The 15,531-nt window shown below is 68.4% G+C and carries 19 protein-coding genes and 1 pseudogene; 9 read left to right on the plus strand and 11 right to left on the minus strand.

Annotated features, from left to right (window positions below):
* Positions 1-106: 106 nt before the first annotated feature.
* The 3 genes from C7H84_RS25985 to C7H84_RS25995 form a co-directional block, all read right to left on the minus strand.
* Positions 107-577 carry a DUF2269 domain-containing protein gene (locus tag C7H84_RS25985; protein WP_121861459.1) on the minus strand — a complete coding sequence of 157 codons (471 nt, stop codon included), beginning with the start codon at positions 575-577 and terminating at the stop codon, positions 107-109.
* Entirely contained in the window at positions 574-1,860 is a 1,287-nt protein-coding gene (locus tag C7H84_RS25990; RefSeq protein ID WP_121861460.1) for an SDR family oxidoreductase, read from the minus strand. Before C7H84_RS25990 ends, C7H84_RS25985 begins: the two co-directional genes overlap by 4 nt.
* Before the next feature lie 141 nt (positions 1,861-2,001).
* Positions 2,002-2,535: a MarR family transcriptional regulator gene (locus C7H84_RS25995; RefSeq protein WP_006760784.1), complete on the minus strand. Its 534-nt coding sequence runs from the start codon at positions 2,533-2,535 to the stop codon at positions 2,002-2,004.
* A 207-nt stretch (positions 2,536-2,742) separates the two neighbouring features.
* Between C7H84_RS25995 and fabV the strand changes: the two genes are divergently transcribed.
* A complete protein-coding gene (gene fabV / locus C7H84_RS26000; protein WP_121861461.1) occupies positions 2,743-3,945 on the plus strand; it encodes an enoyl-ACP reductase FabV in 1,203 nt (400 codons plus the stop codon).
* A 58-nt stretch (positions 3,946-4,003) separates the two neighbouring features.
* Here fabV and C7H84_RS26005 read toward each other — a convergent pair whose 3' ends face one another.
* Positions 4,004-4,708 (minus strand): SDR family oxidoreductase, encoded by a 705-nt coding sequence (locus tag C7H84_RS26005; protein ID WP_121861498.1) that lies wholly within the window; start codon positions 4,706-4,708, stop codon positions 4,004-4,006.
* Positions 4,709-5,052: 344 nt separating this feature from the next.
* Here C7H84_RS26005 and C7H84_RS26010 point away from each other — a divergent pair, with 344 nt between their 5' ends.
* The gene (locus C7H84_RS26010; protein ID WP_121861462.1) at positions 5,053-5,637 is read left to right on the plus strand and encodes a TetR/AcrR family transcriptional regulator; all 585 of its coding nucleotides are present in this window, start codon (positions 5,053-5,055) and stop codon (positions 5,635-5,637) included.
* Between the two features lie 40 nt (positions 5,638-5,677).
* On the opposite strand, the gene C7H84_RS26015 is transcribed toward C7H84_RS26010, so the two are convergent.
* Both C7H84_RS26015 and C7H84_RS26020 read right to left on the minus strand, forming a co-directional pair.
* Positions 5,678-6,256 carry a hypothetical protein gene (locus C7H84_RS26015; RefSeq protein WP_121861463.1) on the minus strand — a complete coding sequence of 193 codons (579 nt, stop codon included), beginning with the start codon at positions 6,254-6,256 and terminating at the stop codon, positions 5,678-5,680.
* Between the two features lie 233 nt (positions 6,257-6,489).
* The gene (locus C7H84_RS26020; RefSeq protein ID WP_121861464.1) at positions 6,490-7,020 is read right to left on the minus strand and encodes a GNAT family N-acetyltransferase; all 531 of its coding nucleotides are present in this window, start codon (positions 7,018-7,020) and stop codon (positions 6,490-6,492) included.
* Positions 7,021-7,237: 217 nt separating this feature from the next.
* On the opposite strand from C7H84_RS26020, the gene C7H84_RS26025 reads away from it, so the two are divergent.
* From C7H84_RS26025 to C7H84_RS26035, 3 genes are all read left to right on the plus strand, one after another.
* Positions 7,238-7,615 (plus strand): metalloregulator ArsR/SmtB family transcription factor, encoded by a 378-nt coding sequence (locus C7H84_RS26025; RefSeq protein WP_121861465.1) that lies wholly within the window; start codon positions 7,238-7,240, stop codon positions 7,613-7,615.
* The gene (locus C7H84_RS26030) at positions 7,578-8,063 is read left to right on the plus strand and encodes an SRPBCC family protein (protein WP_121861466.1); all 486 of its coding nucleotides are present in this window, start codon (positions 7,578-7,580) and stop codon (positions 8,061-8,063) included. Before C7H84_RS26025 ends, C7H84_RS26030 begins: the two co-directional genes overlap by 38 nt.
* A 123-nt stretch (positions 8,064-8,186) precedes the next feature.
* The gene (locus C7H84_RS26035; protein ID WP_121861467.1) at positions 8,187-8,663 is read left to right on the plus strand and encodes an SRPBCC family protein; all 477 of its coding nucleotides are present in this window, start codon (positions 8,187-8,189) and stop codon (positions 8,661-8,663) included.
* Positions 8,664-8,694: 31 nt separating this feature from the next.
* Here C7H84_RS26035 and C7H84_RS26040 read toward each other — a convergent pair.
* Positions 8,695-8,844 (minus strand): annotated as a pseudogene (locus C7H84_RS26040) (amidohydrolase); the annotation flags it as partial.
* Between C7H84_RS26040 and C7H84_RS36545 the strand changes: the two are divergent.
* Together C7H84_RS36545 and C7H84_RS26045 are read left to right on the plus strand one after the other, a co-directional pair.
* Positions 8,843-9,004 (plus strand): hypothetical protein, encoded by a 162-nt coding sequence (locus C7H84_RS36545; protein WP_162999361.1) that lies wholly within the window; start codon positions 8,843-8,845, stop codon positions 9,002-9,004. The pseudogene C7H84_RS26040 and the gene C7H84_RS36545 sit on opposite strands and share 2 nt — an antisense overlap.
* A 144-nt stretch (positions 9,005-9,148) precedes the next feature.
* Positions 9,149-9,787, plus strand: a complete 639-nt coding sequence (locus C7H84_RS26045; protein ID WP_121861468.1) for a 2-hydroxychromene-2-carboxylate isomerase — start codon at positions 9,149-9,151, stop codon at positions 9,785-9,787.
* 6 nt (positions 9,788-9,793) lie between these two features.
* Here C7H84_RS26045 and C7H84_RS26050 read toward each other — a convergent pair whose 3' ends face one another.
* Positions 9,794-10,777, minus strand: a complete 984-nt coding sequence (locus C7H84_RS26050; RefSeq protein ID WP_121861469.1) for a LysR family transcriptional regulator — start codon at positions 10,775-10,777, stop codon at positions 9,794-9,796.
* A 100-nt stretch (positions 10,778-10,877) separates the two neighbouring features.
* Between C7H84_RS26050 and C7H84_RS26055 the strand changes: the two genes are divergently transcribed.
* Entirely contained in the window at positions 10,878-12,110 is a 1,233-nt protein-coding gene (locus C7H84_RS26055) for an MFS transporter (RefSeq protein ID WP_121861470.1), read from the plus strand.
* Positions 12,111-12,289: 179 nt separating this feature from the next.
* Here the strand turns inward: C7H84_RS26055 and C7H84_RS36550 are convergent, their stop codons facing one another.
* Entirely contained in the window at positions 12,290-12,541 is a 252-nt protein-coding gene (locus C7H84_RS36550) for a hypothetical protein (protein ID WP_162999366.1), read from the minus strand.
* Between C7H84_RS36550 and C7H84_RS26060 the strand changes: the two genes are divergently transcribed.
* Positions 12,540-13,235 carry a phosphatase PAP2 family protein gene (locus C7H84_RS26060; protein ID WP_121861471.1) on the plus strand — a complete coding sequence of 232 codons (696 nt, stop codon included), beginning with the start codon at positions 12,540-12,542 and terminating at the stop codon, positions 13,233-13,235. The genes C7H84_RS36550 and C7H84_RS26060 overlap by 2 nt on opposite strands.
* Before the next feature lie 135 nt (positions 13,236-13,370).
* Here the strand turns inward: C7H84_RS26060 and C7H84_RS26065 are convergent, their stop codons facing one another.
* Together C7H84_RS26065 and C7H84_RS26070 are read right to left on the minus strand one after the other, a co-directional pair.
* On the minus strand, positions 13,371-14,030 hold the full coding sequence (locus C7H84_RS26065; protein WP_121861472.1) for a glutathione S-transferase family protein: 660 nt from the start codon (positions 14,028-14,030) through the stop codon (positions 13,371-13,373).
* Between the two features lie 127 nt (positions 14,031-14,157).
* On the minus strand, positions 14,158-15,228 hold the full coding sequence (locus tag C7H84_RS26070; RefSeq protein WP_121861473.1) for an MBL fold metallo-hydrolase: 1,071 nt from the start codon (positions 15,226-15,228) through the stop codon (positions 14,158-14,160).
* Between the last annotated feature and the right edge of the window lie 303 nt (positions 15,229-15,531).

A 15,531-nucleotide genomic window follows, 5' to 3' on the forward strand; every position in this document is an offset into this window, starting at 1 on the left:
GGTACTCGAAGCGGCCGGAACGCGCTTCCGTCGAATTTATACACGAGCGCACGGGAATCGCCAGAGCGGCGGCCGAAATCGCTGCTTGCCGCGCCGCCGGCCCCGCTCACATCGGCTTGAGCACCATCAGGAAATAGACGGTCAGCATCGCGAAGAACGCCGGATAACCGAGCAGTTCCCAGCGCTTCGCATAGCGCCAGTAGCGCTCGGGGAGCGCGGCGTCGCCGTTCGCATGCGCGAGCTTCGCGATCGCGGCCAGCTCGAGCTGCAGCCACACGACCGGCAGCCAGCACGCGCCCGCGATCGCATACAGCACGATCGACGCGACGAGCCACGGCGTCGTCCACGGCCAGCCGGCCGTATGCGCGAGCCACAGCCCCGACGCCGGCTGGAACAGCACGGCCGGCGTCGTGAACCACCAGTCCGCGCGCACCACGAGGCGCGAGACGGCGGCGATCGCCGGCACCGAACGCGTGCGGTTCGCGAAGAACAGGTAGAACGCGGTGCCGAAGCCCGTGCCGACCATCAGCACGGAGGACAGGATATGCAGCGTCTTGATCACGAGATAGGTATTCATGCGTGTTCTTCTTCTGAAAACAGGATCAACAGGATCGCGAGAATCGGCACGTTCTTCAGCACCGGGCCGAACGGCTCGGCGAGCAGGCCGGGCATCGTGACCGCGATGACGGCCGAATACGCGACGATCAGTGCGGCTTGAGCGGCCCACAGACGGCGCGACGGCGCCACGACGGTCGCCACGCCGAACGCGAAATCCAGCGCGCAGGCCCCGTAAAGCGCGATCAGCGCGGGCAGCCCGGTCAGGTGCGCGCGGGCGAGCATCGCGAGGCTGTCAGCCCGCGGATGGATGAACGCGCTGACGATGGCCGTCCAGAGCCACACGATCGCGAGCGCACCGAGCAGCAGCGGCCGCCGCCACATCGCGAGCGCGTCGCGGCGCAGTGCGACTGCGTCTGCGTCTGCGTTCGCGTTCGCGTCGCCGGCCGCGCCGATGAAATGCCGCAGCCCGCGCGGCGGCCGGCCGAGTACGGCCGCGAGCGCTGAGGGGTCGCCGGTGTTGCCGCCGCGCAGCATCGTCCATGTGTCGCGGGTCAGCATCGCGCCCGGCAGCGTGCCGAGCAGCGCGGCCGCCGCGCCGACCATCGGGCCCGGCAGGACGACGCGCAGCGCCGGCGGGAAACCCAGCGCGGCGCGATAGACGCTCAGCATCTCGCGATACTCGACTTCATCGCCGCCGACCGCGTCGACGACCGCGTTGCCTGCCGCCGACGGTGAGTCGCCGAGCCGCGCGACGAGTTCGGCAAGATCGTCGATGTGCACCGGGCGCAGCCGCTGACGGCCGCCCGCCGGCAATGCGTGCACGGGCAGGCTCGCGAGCATTCGGAAGAACCGCGCCGACGTGCCGGCCGTGCCGTAGACGAGCGCCGGACGCACGATCCGGTAATCGAGCGGCAGCGTCTGCAGGAAGGCGTCTGCCGCCAGCTTGCTCGAGAAATACGGCGTGTCGCCGCGCTCGACGCCCAGCGCCGAGATCTGGATCACACGTCGCACACCGGCGCGGCAGCATGCGGTGAACAGCGCGCATGGCGCCGCACGATGCACGGAATCGAGCGTCGCACCGCGCCGGTCGGTGAGGATCCCGACGGCGTTGATCACCACGTCGACGCCGTCCAGCCGCGCGAGCCACGCATCGGGATCGACATCCTTCGCGAAGTCGATCGCCACATCGTGCGGACCCAGCGCATGACGCACGCCGCGCAGCACGCGATGGCCGCCGGCTTCGAGCCGCGCGCTCAGCGTGCGCCCGATGAAGCCGTTCGCGCCGCACACGAGGATGTTCATGTCGCCCTCCGCGGTGCGGCATGCCGGTGGATCGACCGCGATGCCTGCTTCATTTTCATCCTCTCCTTACAGTTATTTCTGTATAGACAGAAATAACGTTGCCAAAAAAAGCGGGCTGCGTGCCCGCACGTCCGATGCCGCTTACTTCGACGACTTGCGCCTGACCGTCTGGCTGATCTTCGCGCCGATGCCGAGCGCCTTCATCAGCGTGTCGGGCTTGAGCCGCAGCATTTCGTCGGACCAGGTCGTGAGCGTCTCGACGAACTGCAGCGTGTCGCGGATGCGTTGTTCGGTCTCGCGGCTCTCGTCGGCGATCTCGGGGCTCGTCAGGCAGTCGCGCAGCACCGTGAGCGTCGGTTCGATCTCGCGCTGCCGCCGCCCTTCCACGATTAGCTTGAACAGTTCCCAGATGTCGGTCGACGTCTCGAAGTGGTCGCGCCGATCGCCCAGCACGTGCACGACCTTCGCGAGCCGCCACGCCTGAAGTTCCTTCAGGCTCGTGCTGACGTTGGAGCGCGCGACATTGAGCGTCTCGGCGATCTCGTCGGCCGCGACCGGCCGCCCGGCCAGGTACAGCAGCGCGTGAATCTGCGATACGGTGCGGTTGACGCCCCACCGCGAGCCCATTTCGCCCCAGTGGAGGATGAATCGTTCGGCAATCGGTGTGAGTTCCATGTCCGGGAATTTAGTTTTTTCAGTTATTTCTGTCAAGAGAGAAATAACTGGCAGCGACGCGAACTGCACGTGCCCCGGCCGGGCCCTCAGTGGCTACACCCGCCGTCGCGGCGCGCCTTTGCCGCCGCGCTCGCCCGCTTCCATTACAATGCGCGGGATTTTCCGATTTCAGGCCGTCCCCGCCTTTCCGATTAGACAGAGGTTTTCATGATCATCAAACCGCGCGTGCGTGGCTTCATCTGCGTGACGACTCATCCGGTCGGCTGCGAAGCCAACGTCAAGGAACAGATCGACTACGTGACTTCGCACGGCCCGATCGCCAACGGCCCGAAGAAGGTGCTCGTGATCGGCGCGTCGACCGGCTACGGCCTCGCGGCCCGGATCTCGGCCGCATTCGGCTCGGACGCGGACACGCTCGGCGTGTTCTTCGAGCGCGCCGGCAGCGAGACGAAGCCGGGCACCGCCGGCTGGTACAACACCGCCGCGTTCGAGAAATTCGCCGCCGAAAAGGGGCGCTATGCGCGCAGCATCAACGGCGACGCATTCTCCGACAAGGTCAAGCAGGTCACGATCGACACCATCAAGCAGGATCTCGGCAAGGTCGACCTGGTCGTCTACAGCCTCGCGGCGCCGCGCCGCACGCATCCGAAGACGGGCGAAACGATCAGCTCGACGCTGAAGCCGGTCGGCAAGTCGGTCACGTTCCGCGGCCTCGACACCGACAAGGAAGTGATCCGCGAGGTATCGCTCGAGCCGGCGACGCAGGAAGAGATCGACGGCACCGTCGCGGTGATGGGCGGCGAGGACTGGCAGATGTGGATCGACGCGCTCGATGAAGCCGGCGTGCTGGCCGACGGCGCGAAAACCACCGCGTTCACGTATCTCGGCGAGCAGATCACGCACGACATCTACTGGAACGGCTCGATCGGCGAAGCGAAGAAGGATCTCGACAAGAAGGTGCTGTCGATCCGCGACAAATTGGCCGCGCACGGCGGCGACGCGCGCGTGTCGGTGCTGAAGGCCGTCGTCACGCAGGCCAGCTCGGCGATCCCGATGATGCCGCTCTACCTGTCGCTGCTGTTCAAGGTGATGAAGGAACAGGGCACGCACGAAGGCTGCATCGAGCAGGTGTACGGGCTCCTGAAGGACAGCCTGTACGGCACGACGCCGCACATCGACGAAGAAGGCCGTCTGCGCGCGGACTACAAGGAGCTCGATCCGCAAGTGCAGGACAAGGTCGTCGCGATGTGGGACAAGGTCACGAACGAGAACCTGTACGAAATGACCGATTTCACAGGCTACAAGACCGAGTTCCTGCGCCTGTTCGGCTTCGAGATCGCCGGCGTCGACTACGACGCGGACGTGAACCCGGACGTGAAGATCCCGGGCATCATCGATACGACGGTCTGACGTTATCGGGCCCGCCGCGCGCATGCGCGGGCGGCGGCCCCGGCTTCCAAAGGCGGCGTCAGACCGGCGCCGCCTCCTCCAGATACACACCGGCCGACAACGTGGCCTTCACCTGCCGCGTGAAGTCGTCGGTCGACACCTCCTCCGCACCCGCTTCGATCGCGTCGTACGCCTGGCGCACGACGTCGGCCGGCGTCGCCTTGGGCACGTCGAGGCCGCGCGTCAGATCCGTATCGATGAAGCCGGCATGCAGCCCGACCACCTGCGTGTGCTGCTCGCGCAGCGAATGCCGCAGCCCGTTGGTCAGCGCCCATGCGGCCGACTTCGACACGCCGTAGCCCGACAGGATCGGCCGGTTCACCCAGCTCGCGACGGACAGCACGTTCAGGATCGCGCCGCCGCCGTGGCCGGCGAGCGTGCCGGCGAATGCCCGCGCCATAGACAGCACGCCGAACACGTTGGTTTCCAAGTGATCGCGCAGCGCGTCGACCGCGCCGTCGTCGGTCAGGCTGCCGAGCCGCGCGATGCCCGCATTGTTGATCAGCAGCGTGACGTCGCGCGCCGCGTCGGCAGCCGCGGCCACCGCCGCCGGATCGGTCACGTCGAGCTTCACGGGCACCACACCCGGCAGCGTCACGCTGGCCGGATCGCGCGCACCCGCATAGACCTTCCGCGCCCCGCGCTGGAGCGCCTGTTTCGCGAATTCGAGGCCAAGCCCGCGGTTCGCGCCCGTGATGAAAACGACTGCACCTTCGATCTTCATGATCGTTCCTTCCGGATAGTCGATCCCGTTCGCGCCGGTTCGCCGCGCGCGCGGGATCCGGTGAAAAACACGCTGCCATCGCGTACCCGAACCGTTGCTCCGCCAGTGCCGGAACGCCGGCCATGCCGCCGCCCGCGCTCCTTCGCACCCCAGACGTGGGCCGACGCTCATCCGCGCGGCGCCTGTCGCTTCGTTTCGTTCCGCTCGCGAAGTCGGCTACACTTGATGTCAATGTCGATCACCATCGTCTTGCGACGCATTGTGTCAGCGCGTTTTTGGCGCGTCAATGGTGATCGCCATTGTGTTTTTCAATCGGCGACATTGCCGGAATGAGGGAGGGATTGATGGGCGTGTCGAGACAACAGGCGGCCGAAAACCGCAACGCGATCATCGCGGCGGCCGAGCGGCTGTTCCGGGTGCGCGGTGTCGACGCGGTGGGGTTGACCGAGTTGATGAAGGAAGCCGGCTTCACGCAGGGCGGTTTCTACAACCACTTCAAGTCGAAGGACGCGCTGGTGGCCGCGGTGGTGGAGAAGGCCATGCAGGATCGCGCGGATTCGCCGAACACCGGCAGCGTCGCGAAGCAGGTGACGGCTTACCTGTCGAGCAAGCACCGCGACAACGTCGAAGCCGGCTGCCCGCTGTCCGGCTTCGCGGGCGACGCGCCGCGCCTCACTGATGCGGCACGCGCCTGCTACGCGCACGGCGTGGCCGGGTATCTCGAGCGGCTGGAACGGACGGTAGCCGCGGAAAACCCGGCAACACCGGATGCACGCGGCGACGCCATCGCCATCTTCAGCCAGATGATCGGCGCGCTCGTGTTGTCGCGAGCGGTGGCCGGCACCGATCCGGCGCTGGCCGACGAGATTCTCGATGCAGGGCGGCGCACGCTCGTCGGGCAGTCCGACGATCCGGCCGCGCCAGCGTAGCGGCGGAGCGGCGGAGACAGTTACCGATCGAGTACGACCGTTATTCCACCCCCTTCGCGGCATCCCACAGCGGCTGCTGGCCCAACGCGGCATGCCACGCCGCGAACTGCGTGCGCCACGACTCGAACGGCTCCTTCAGCGGATGGCGCGGATCGTCGCTGAGCGCATACGCCATCCCTTCGATCAGCCAGCGCGGTTTGGTCGCGACCGCGAGGTTGCCGAGTACTTCGGCCTGGCGGTGATGGATCAGTTCGTGTGCGAGAAAGTAGGTCTGCCAGCCGCGCGGCGCGATGACCACGCCGAAATCCCCGAGCGTCAGTGCCGCGCGTTCGCCGAGACCGAACTGGTCCGCGCACGCGCGCGTCGAGCAGAACACGACGCGCGGCGCCGCCCCGAACCGGCCCACCGCCGCCGCCGCGCGCGCGTAGCCGTCGCGATAGAGCTGCTGCGCGGCGTCGAGCTTCGCGGTGTCGTCGATGCAGATGTCCGCGCTCGGGCATGACACGCCCGGGAGCAGCGCGGGCGCGACGACGCGCAGCGGCTTGACGAGCGCGTAGGCCGCGATCGGCACCGCGACGAGCAGGCCCGCGAGGGCGAAGGCGACATGGGAGCGTTTCATCGAGGCGGCGATTCCGTTGGCGTTCCGGGGCGATTTGCAGCGCAACTATATCGGAGCGGCGATGCCCGCAGCGCGGCTTTCATGCTGTCACGAAGGACAGCAAGACCGTGCTCGTGTTGCTGCACGCTCCCGAACTGCTGCCGCTGTTCGGCGCGCGCACGAGCCCCAGAGCTGGTCGCCAGTCTGGGACGGCACCGCCGGATCGCACGCCGCGCTTGCCTCGTCTCGAACCGTTACACGAGCTGCTTGTGAAAGTACGTGGTCGCGCACAACGTGCCGTCGGGCATCAGCGCATAGTTCGGCACGACGCCGACGCGCTGCCAGCCGGCGCGCTCGTACAGGCGCTCGGCATCGCCTCCCGTCACGGTGTCGAGCACGAGCACGGTCTTGCCGGCATCGCGCGCCGCTGCGTCGGCCGCCGCCATCAGCCGCGCGGCGATCCCCTGCCGGCGTGCCTGGCGGGACACGAGCATCTTCGCGATATCGGCGCGATGCGGCTGGTTCTCCGGCTGTTCGGTCACGATCTGCACGGTGCCGACGATCCGGCCGGCCGCGTCCTCGGCGACGAGCAAAATGCGCTCGCCGCTCGCGACACCGTCGGCGACGCGCGTCCAGAACGCGACGGCCGTCGAGCGCGCGATCGGCAGCATGAAGCTGACGGACGCGCCGCCTTCGACGCAATCGATCAGCACGTCGGCCAGCGCGTCGATGCACGCACGCGCTTCGCTCGCGTCGACGCGGCGGACGCTCACGGGTTCTGTCATACCCTCTCCGGTAGTTCAGGCTGGGCACGCGTTCGGTCGGCGTGCGCCAAGGTGGAATGGAATGCCGGCGTGCGGTCGATGCCGGCGCAACGGCGGGCAACAGGTGGCAACGGAGGCCAACTTCCGACAACGCGGCGCCCCCGCCCTGTCGGCACGTGTTGCCGCCCCATCATCCTACGCGATGAAAATTCCCGCTGCATTGCCTATACTTAGCCGCATGGCTAACTTTCAACCCGGTATCGACGACGTATTCCACGCCCTCGCCGATCCGACGCGCTGCGCGATCGTCAGCGCGCTCGGCGGCGGCGAGCGGACCGTGTCGGAACTGGCCGCGCCGTTCGACATGGCGCTGCCGTCGTTCATGAAGCACGTCGCGGTGCTCGAGCGCAGCGGCCTCATCCTGACCCGGAAGGCCGGCCGCTCGCGCACCTGTGAGTTGGTCGGCAGCCGGCTCGCGGAAGCCGAGCAGTGGCTCGCCGCGCAGCGCGCGCTGTGGGAAGCGCGCTCCGACCGTCTCGTGGAATTCGTCGAACGCCATCATCAAGAGGAGCAAGCGCATGTCAGCCAGCCACGTCGACCCCGTCGAAGCCCATGATCTCGTCATCACGCGCATGCTGCGCGCGCCGCGCCACGCGCTCTGGCGCGCGTGGACCGATCCCGACCTGTTGAAGGAATGGTGGTGCCCGAAACCGTGGACCACCGAAGTGCGCGCGTTCGACCTGCGCCCGGGCGGCGCCTTCCATACGTTCATGCGCGGCCCTGACGGCGGCACGAGCGACAACCCGGGCTGTTTCCTGGAAATCGTGCCGGAAGCGCGGATCGCGTTCACGTCGATGCTCACCGGCGGCTGGCGGCCGCAAGTACCGTGGCTGGACTTCACGGCCATCATCACGATGACCGACGACACCGCCGGCTGCCGCTACGAGGCGCGCGTAATGCATCCGGACGCGGCGACGCGCGAGCGCCACGAGGCGCTCGGCTTCTTCGAGGGCTGGAACACCTGCATCACGCAGCTCGACGAATTCGCGGCCGCGCTGCGCTGACCGCGCATGCGTGCGCGGCCGCGGCCATTGCATGCGGCCCCGCGCGCGCCTAGGATTCCTGAAGGAAGCGCGACGACCCGCCGGCAGCCGGCAGGCACCGTCGCGCGCTGCGCAGGAGGCCCTATGCTGCACACGCACACGCATTCGACCCGGGTCAGCCGGCACCTGAACGCGCCGCGCGGGCGCGTCTATCGCGCGCTGCTCGACCCGCATGCCGTCGAACAATGGAAAGTGCCGGACGGCATGACGTGCCGCGTGCACGCTTACGACACGCGCGAAGGCGGCGCGCTGCGCGTGTCGCTGAGCTACGACGAAGCGTCGGACGGTACCGGCAAGACCACCGCGCATACCGACACCTATCACGGCCGCTTCGTGACGCTCGTGCCCGACGAGCAAATCGTCGAGATCGACGTGTTCGAAACCGACGATCCAATGCTGCGCGGCGCGATGACGATCACGATCACGCTGTGCGACGAGGAAGGCGGCACGCGCGTCGATGCGGTGCACGACGGCTTGCCGCCCGGCGTGCCGGCCGCCGACAACGAGACGGGCTGGCGGATGGCGCTCGCGAAACTCGCGGCGCTGGTCGAGAAGGGCTGAGCCGGCCGCCGCACGCGCGCCGCAGCGCCAGTCACGCGAGCCGATAGACGCGCGTGACCGTCCCGCGAAACAGCGCATCGCGCTCGTTCGGACTCGCGTGCGCGGTCAGTCGCTTGAACGCGTTCCAGCCGTTCACGTACGAATACGAACCCTTGTCGACCGGGAAATTGCTCTCGAACATGCTGCTGTTGCCGCTCGCGCAGAAGGCGACCGTCGCGCTCGGTGGCGCGGGCGCGCGCTACGACGCGCCGGCCGTGCGCGACAGCCTCGCGCGATTCGCGGCGGGGGCGGACGGGTCGGACGGGTCAGCGGGGTCGGCGGACAATACCGCGCAACCCTAGGCGCCATGCGGTGCCCGCGGCGCCGGCAGCGCAAAAGGCGGCCGCATGCGACACTGGGTCGCCACCGCGTGCATCGGTCGCCGCTCCGCCGGCCTCCCCCGACCCCGCACGCGATGATCCGGACCAAACAAGGAGACCCCTGCGATGACCGCCGCGCGCACCGCCACCTGGTATTTCGATTTCGTGTCGCCGTTCGCGTATCTGCAGCAGGAACGGTTCGACCAACTGCCGCCCGCCGCCGCGTTCGAACCGAAGCCGATCGTGCTCGGCGCGCTGCTCACGCACTGGGGCCAGAAGGCGCCGGCCGAGATCGCGGCGAAGCGTGTGTTCACCTACCGCCATGCGCAATATCGCGCGGACAAGCTCGGCATCCCGTTCCGGATGCCGCCCGCGCACCCGTTCAACCCGATCCGGCCGCTGCGTCTCGCGATCGCGATGGGCAGCACGCCCGATACGATCCGGCGGATCTTCCGGTACATCTGGCGCGACGGCCAGGACGTGTCGACGCCGGAAGGCTTCGCCGCGCTGTGCGACGCGGTCGGCTTTCCACAAGGCGTGACGGCCGTCGAAGCGCAAGCGGTGAAGGACGCGCTGCGCGCGAACACCGATCAGGCGATCGCGCACGGCGTATTCGGCGTGCCGACCTTCGAACTCGACGGCGACCTGTTCTGGGGCGACGATGCGACCGACATGTTCGTCGACTGCGCGACGTCCCGCGCGTGGCTCGACTCGCCCGAAGTGCGCCGCATCAGTGCGCTGCCCGAAGGCATCCGGCGCGGCTGACGGCGCCTACCGATCGGCCCCTTCGACGAGCGCGGGCACGGCCTCGCGCATCATCGCGACGAAACGCACGAGCCGCGACGGATAGAACTGCGCGTGCGGGTACGTCAGGTAGACCGGTAACGGCGCGGCCTCCCACTCCGGCGCGAGATGCACGAGTTCGCCGCGCGCGAGATTGTCGGCGAGCAGCCACGACGAACCGACACACGCGCCGACGCCGAGCAACGCCGCGCTGCGCAACGCGTACAGGTTCTCGGTCGTGAAGCGCGAACGGATCGCGATGCGGCGCGTGTCGCCGGTCGCGGCATGCGTCAGCGTCAGCTCGGTCCGGTAGTACGTGCGCAAGGCAAGCCATGGCAACGCGGCGAGCGCGTCGGGGTCGGCCGGCACCGCCGTGCCGTTCAGCACCGACGGCGCGGCCACCACGAAGCGGGGCACCTTGGTCAGGCGGATCGCGACGACGCCCGGATCGGTCGGCTCGCCGACCTGGATCGCGCAGTCGATCCCGCTGCCGACGAAATCGCGCACCTCGTCCTGCAGCAACCATTCCACCGACACGCGCGGGTAATCGCGCAGAAATTGCGCGACCGCAACGACGAAGCGCTCCTGCCCGAACGCGTGCGGCACCGCGACCCGCAGCAGCCCGTCGGGCTCGTCCTGCACGCCGCGCAAGTCGGCCTCGAACGCCGCCCAGTTGGCCAGCAACTCCTTCGCGCGCATGAAGCAGCGCTCGCCGTCGACGGTCAGCCGCATCGCATGCGTGGTCCGCTGCAGCAGCCGCATGCCGAGCGAGCGCTCGAGCGCCTGCAGCCGGCGACTGACGGTCGGTTGCGTCGTCTGCAATTGCGCGGCGGCCGCCGACAGGCTGCCGGACTCGACTATGCGTACGAACGTTTCCATCAACTCGAAACGATAGCCGGCGCCGTCCACAGGCACCGTCTCGGCACGCGGAGACCCGCCAGCAACGGGCGAAGCGGAGATTTTTTCGGTCATTCGCCGAGCGTATAACAAATCTGCGCCAGGCGGTACTACCGTGGCCGGCCGCCGGTCGGCACACTGCGGTCCATCCGTTACCCACACAAGGATGCACGCGATGTCCACCCCGACCAGTCTCACCGCCGCGCCGCGCGCGGCCCATGCGCCGGCCCATGCGGCCGCCGCCTCGATGCCCGATCGCCGCCTCGTGCTGCTGCTCGCCGCGGCGGCCGGTCTCGGCGTCGCGCCGCTCTACTATGCGCAGCCGATGCTCGCCGCACTCGGCTCCGACCTCGGCGCGTCGGCCCGCGCGATCGGCTTCGTGCCGACCCTCACGCAGCTCGGCTATGCGCTCGGCATCCTGCTGCTCGCGCCGCTCGGCGACCGCTTCGACCGGCGCCGCGTGATCGTGACGAAAGCCGCCGCGCTGGTCGTCGCGCTGCTGCTCGCCGCGGTCGCGCCGTCGCTGGGCCTGATGCTGGCCGCGAGCTTCGCGATCGGCCTGACCGCGACGATGGCGCAGGACGTCGTGCCGGCCGCCGCGACGCTGGCGCACGATGCGCATCGCGGCCGCATCGTCGGCACGGTGATGACGGGGCTGCTGCTCGGCATCCTGCTGTCGCGCGTCGTCGCCGGCTTCGTCGCGGAAACGGCCGGCTGGCGCGCGATGTTCGCGCTCGCGGCCGCCAGCGTCGCCGCGATCGGCGTCGTGGCCGCACGCGGGCTGCCGCGCTTCGAACCGACCACGCAGCTGTCGTACCGCGCGCTGATCGGGTCGCTCGGCGAACTTTGGCGCCGTCATCCGGCGCTGCGCCGGGCCGCGCTCGCGCAAGGGCTGCTCGCGATCGGGTTCAGCGCGTTCTGGTCGACGCTCGCGGTGATGCTGCACGGCGCGCCGTTCCACCTCGGCAGCGCGGTCGCCGGCGCATTCGGTCTCGCAGGCGCCGCCGGCGCACTGGCCGCCCCGGTGGCCGGCCGCCTCGCCGATCACCACGGTCCCGAACGCGTCACGCGGATCGGCATCGCGATCGCGACGGTGTCGTTCGCCGCGATGGCCGCCGCGCCGATGATGACGCCGCATGCGCAACTCGCGCTGCTCGCCGTCGCGACGATCGGCTTCGACCTCGGCGTGCAGGCAACGCTGATCGCGCACCAGTCGATCGTCTACCGGATCGATCCGGCGTCGCGCAGCCGCCTCAACGCCGTGCTGTTCGTCGGCATGTTCATCGGGATGGCGGCCGGCGCCGCGCTCGGCAGCTGGCTGCTCGCGCAACTGGGCTGGAATGCGGTGATCGTGCTGGCCGTGACGACGTCGCTCGCCGCGCTGGCCGTGCGCATGTGGCGCCGTTGATTCGCGGCATCGCGAAAGCGAGGCGGACAGGCCCACAGGGCTTGTCCGCCTTTTCTTTTTGTTTTCGTTCGGTGCTGCGCCGCGCGGCGCAGCGCGGCAGCTCCGTGCAAGACACGGCCCTTATTCGGTCATCCGATGCAAGGTGTGCGACGACTCGTCGAATTGGGTAGTTCAACGGATTATTTTTCGGCGACGCTGAAGACATCGCGCGCAACCGTCAGACGATTCGTGTGCGCCCGGCCGCGCGGGCCGCTCCACTCCGGCCCCACCGCAAAATCGCGTTTTCTCAGGGGATTCCCGGTATTTTTTCCCATTTTCTTCGAAATTACCGATGACATACTTCCCCACCATTGCGCTCCGGTGGGAGCGCGCTTCCTGATTCCTGCCGGCCGCATGTCCTGCGCTGCGTGTCCGCCGGGGTCGCAGAACATGAATAATTTCGACACCACGATCCAGATCTTCCTCACCCGCGTCACGCTCGACCCGCTGATGAACCATGCGATCCGCGTGATTGCCGGCCTCTATACGTTCAAGGGCTTCGTGCTCATTCCCGTGCTGTGCTGGCTCTGGTTCCAGCCCGGGCCGCACCGCGAACGGCAACGCGAGCTGGTCATCGCGACGGTCGCGAGCGGGATCGTCGCGCTCGCGTTCGGCCGGTTGCTCGCGAAAGTCCTGCCGTTCCGCGTGCGGCCGATCTACAACCCCGACCTGCACCTGCATTTCCCGTCCGAGGAACTGCGTGCTGCCACGCTGCAGGCGTGGAGCTCGTTTCCGAGCGATCACGCGATGCTGTGGATGGCGATCGCGACGGGCATCTTCATCATCGCGCGCCGCGCCGGCGTGATCGCGCTGCTGTATGCGACCGTGTTCATCTGCGTGCCGCGCGCGTATCTCGGCTATCACTATCCGACCGACCTGATCGCAGGTGCCGCGATCGGCATCGCAATCGCCTGGCTGCTGACGCGCGATTCGATTCGAGCGCGCTTTGCGCCGCAGGTGCTGGACGCGATCCGGCGCTTCCCCTCGCCCGCCTACACGCTCGCGTTCCTGCTGTGCTTCGAGTTGATCACGCAGTTCGACGAACTGCTGACGCTCGCGCAGTCGGTCAAGCGCACCGCGATGTAACGGGCGCCGCCGCGATGCATCCGCTGCTGTCGACACGACGCCCAGGCCCACGCTGCCGGCCCTGCGCGGCGCCATCGCGCCCCGCGCATGCGGCCGCCTGCGTCGTCGCCGCGGCAGCGATCGCGGCCGCGCACGTCAATCGCGATCGGGCGCGCCGAGCGGGAAAAACGCGCGATACGGCCGCGCTTCGTCGACCGCCCGCGCGAACGACGGACGCGCCAGCAGGCGCTTGCGATACGCGATCACGTTCGCGAACGACGGATCGATCCGGTGCGTCCAGTCCGCGTAGAACAGGAACGGCGCCGCGCCGCAGTCGGCGAGGCCGAAACGATCGCCGGCCGCCCATTCGCGATCGGCCATCGTGCGATCCAGCCACGCATACGACGTTTCGAGCATCGCACGCGCATCGGCGACGCCCCGCGCATCGCGCTCGTGCTCCGGCCGCAACGCATCGAACACCACCTTCTGCTGCGGCGTCGATACGTAGTTGTCGAAGAAACGATCCATCATCCGCACTTCCAGCGCCGCGCGCCGGTCGTCGGGCACCAGTCGCACGGGGCCCGGATGGTAGAGGTCGAGGTACTCGACGATGATCGTCGCCTCGATCACCGTGCGGCCCGCGTCGACCAGCACCGGGAACCGCTTCATCGGCCACAGCGCGGCCAGTTCCTGCATCGGCTTCGGATCGTCGTGCGCGAGCACGCGATAGTCGAACGGCGTGCCGTTCTCGTACAGCGCGGTCAGCGCCTTCTGGCAGTAGGACGAAAAGGGATGGGCGTATAGCGTCGGCTTCATCGCGGGGTCTCTCGGGTTTTGGCGCCGCGTCATGCGGCGCGACGTGATCGGATACCTTGACGACGTACGGCACGTGACCGATTCGACATCGGTCCGCATATTTTTTTGCTGGCGCGGTGTCGCGCCGTTACGACCGGCCGTCCCTCACGACGCGGCCTTCGCCGCGCCAGCGCAGCATCCCGCCGCCGAGGTTCGCGACGGCATCGAAGCCGGCCTTCAGCAGGATCACGGTCGCCTGCGCGGAGCGGCCGCCCGCGCGGCACACGGTCACGATCGGCCGGTCGCGCGCGAGCTCGCCGGTGCGCGCGGCCAGTTCGCCGAGCGGAATCGGCGTCGCGCCGGGCAGATGGCCGAGCGGGCCCGAAAATTCGTCCGGCTCGCGCACGTCGACGACCTGCACCGCCGGCAGATGATCCTCGAGCCACTGCGGATCGATTTCCCAGAAGCCGGCAAACGTATAGACGAGCGGCGCCCAGTCGGGCACCGCCTGCGCGTCGGGCGCGTTCGCGGCGACGCCGCACTGCAGGTTCGCGGGCACCGCGACGTCGATCTGGCGCGGATGCGCGAGCCCGAGATTGCACATGTAGCCCGCGAAATCGTCTTCGCTGAGATCGCCGCCGAGACGCGGATTGAAGCGCCGTTCCTCGCCGACGCTCGTCACCGTCAGCCCGCGATAGTCGTGCGCGGGATACAGCAGGCAGGCCGCCGGCAGCGTGAAGAGCCGCCCGTGCACCGCGCGATACAGCGCGCGCGGGTCGCCCTGCTGGAAGTCGGTGCGGCCGGTGCCGCGAATCAGCAGGCAATCGCCGGTGAACGCCATCGATTCGTCGTCGAGCACAAGGCTGATGCAGCCGCTCGTGTGGCCCGGCGTCGCGCGCACGGTCAGGTAGCGCGAGCCGAAGGCGCAGCGATCGCCGTCGTTCAGGTAGCGGTCGGCGCCCTGCGCGCCGCTCGCGGCCGAGATCGCGATTACGCTGCCGGTGCGCTGCTTCAACAGCCATGCGCCCGTCACGTGATCGGCATGCACGTGCGTATCGACGGTCGCGACGAGCCGCAGCCCGAGTTCGTCGAGCAGCGCCGCGTCGCGGCGCACCTGCTCGAACACGGGATCGATCAGCAGCGCTTCGCGCGATGCGGGGTCGGCGAGCAGGTACGTATAGGTCGACGATTGCGGGTCGAACAGTTGCCGGAAGATCATCGCGAGGTTGCTCCGTCGGCTGGGCGTGCGAGGTTGGATGGATGACGCGGATCGAGCAAAAGCAGGCGAAATCGGTCGAGTCGGGCTGAAGTTGCGGATGTTGCAATTCGTCCCGCGTGTTCGTCGGCGCGTGGGCCACGCGTTCCTACAGCGTAGTTCAAAACATGGCCGCCACCGCCATCGTCGCATGCGGCCGGACGACATGCCGCGCCCGGCGCGTCGCGCGCGCTGCCTTACACTACCGCCTGTTTTCGTCTTACGTTCACAGGAATTGCGTCGACATGTCGATGACGATCGATCACA

The sequence above is a fragment of the Burkholderia sp. Nafp2/4-1b genome, from assembly GCF_003635165.1.
Taxonomy (GTDB): Bacteria; Pseudomonadota; Gammaproteobacteria; order Burkholderiales; family Burkholderiaceae; genus Burkholderia.

Bases quoted from the DNA above. Each gene is read 5' to 3' on its own strand.
- C7H84_RS25985 (WP_121861459.1), bottom strand. From the start codon at position 577: ATGAATACCTATCTCGTGATCAAGACGCTGCATATCCTGTCCTCCGTG.
- C7H84_RS25990 (WP_121861460.1), bottom strand. From the start codon at position 1,860: ATGAACATCCTCGTGTGCGGCGCGAACGGCTTCATCGGGCGCACGCTG.
- C7H84_RS25995 (WP_006760784.1), bottom strand. From the start codon at position 2,535: ATGGAACTCACACCGATTGCCGAACGATTCATCCTCCACTGGGGCGAA.
- fabV (WP_121861461.1), top strand. From the start codon at position 2,743: ATGATCATCAAACCGCGCGTGCGTGGCTTCATCTGCGTGACGACTCAT.
- C7H84_RS26005 (WP_121861498.1), bottom strand. From the start codon at position 4,708: ATGAAGATCGAAGGTGCAGTCGTTTTCATCACGGGCGCGAACCGCGGG.
- C7H84_RS26010 (WP_121861462.1), top strand. From the start codon at position 5,053: ATGGGCGTGTCGAGACAACAGGCGGCCGAAAACCGCAACGCGATCATC.
- C7H84_RS26015 (WP_121861463.1), bottom strand. From the start codon at position 6,256: ATGAAACGCTCCCATGTCGCCTTCGCCCTCGCGGGCCTGCTCGTCGCG.
- C7H84_RS26020 (WP_121861464.1), bottom strand. From the start codon at position 7,020: ATGACAGAACCCGTGAGCGTCCGCCGCGTCGACGCGAGCGAAGCGCGT.
- C7H84_RS26025 (WP_121861465.1), top strand. From the start codon at position 7,238: ATGGCTAACTTTCAACCCGGTATCGACGACGTATTCCACGCCCTCGCC.
- C7H84_RS26030 (WP_121861466.1), top strand. From the start codon at position 7,578: ATGTCAGCCAGCCACGTCGACCCCGTCGAAGCCCATGATCTCGTCATC.
- C7H84_RS26035 (WP_121861467.1), top strand. From the start codon at position 8,187: ATGCTGCACACGCACACGCATTCGACCCGGGTCAGCCGGCACCTGAAC.
- C7H84_RS36545 (WP_162999361.1), top strand. From the start codon at position 8,843: ATGCTGCTGTTGCCGCTCGCGCAGAAGGCGACCGTCGCGCTCGGTGGC.
- C7H84_RS26045 (WP_121861468.1), top strand. From the start codon at position 9,149: ATGACCGCCGCGCGCACCGCCACCTGGTATTTCGATTTCGTGTCGCCG.
- C7H84_RS26050 (WP_121861469.1), bottom strand. From the start codon at position 10,777: ATGACCGAAAAAATCTCCGCTTCGCCCGTTGCTGGCGGGTCTCCGCGT.
- C7H84_RS26055 (WP_121861470.1), top strand. From the start codon at position 10,878: ATGTCCACCCCGACCAGTCTCACCGCCGCGCCGCGCGCGGCCCATGCG.
- C7H84_RS26060 (WP_121861471.1), top strand. From the start codon at position 12,540: ATGAATAATTTCGACACCACGATCCAGATCTTCCTCACCCGCGTCACG.
- C7H84_RS36550 (WP_162999366.1), bottom strand. From the start codon at position 12,541: ATGTTCTGCGACCCCGGCGGACACGCAGCGCAGGACATGCGGCCGGCA.
- C7H84_RS26065 (WP_121861472.1), bottom strand. From the start codon at position 14,030: ATGAAGCCGACGCTATACGCCCATCCCTTTTCGTCCTACTGCCAGAAG.
- C7H84_RS26070 (WP_121861473.1), bottom strand. From the start codon at position 15,228: ATGATCTTCCGGCAACTGTTCGACCCGCAATCGTCGACCTATACGTAC.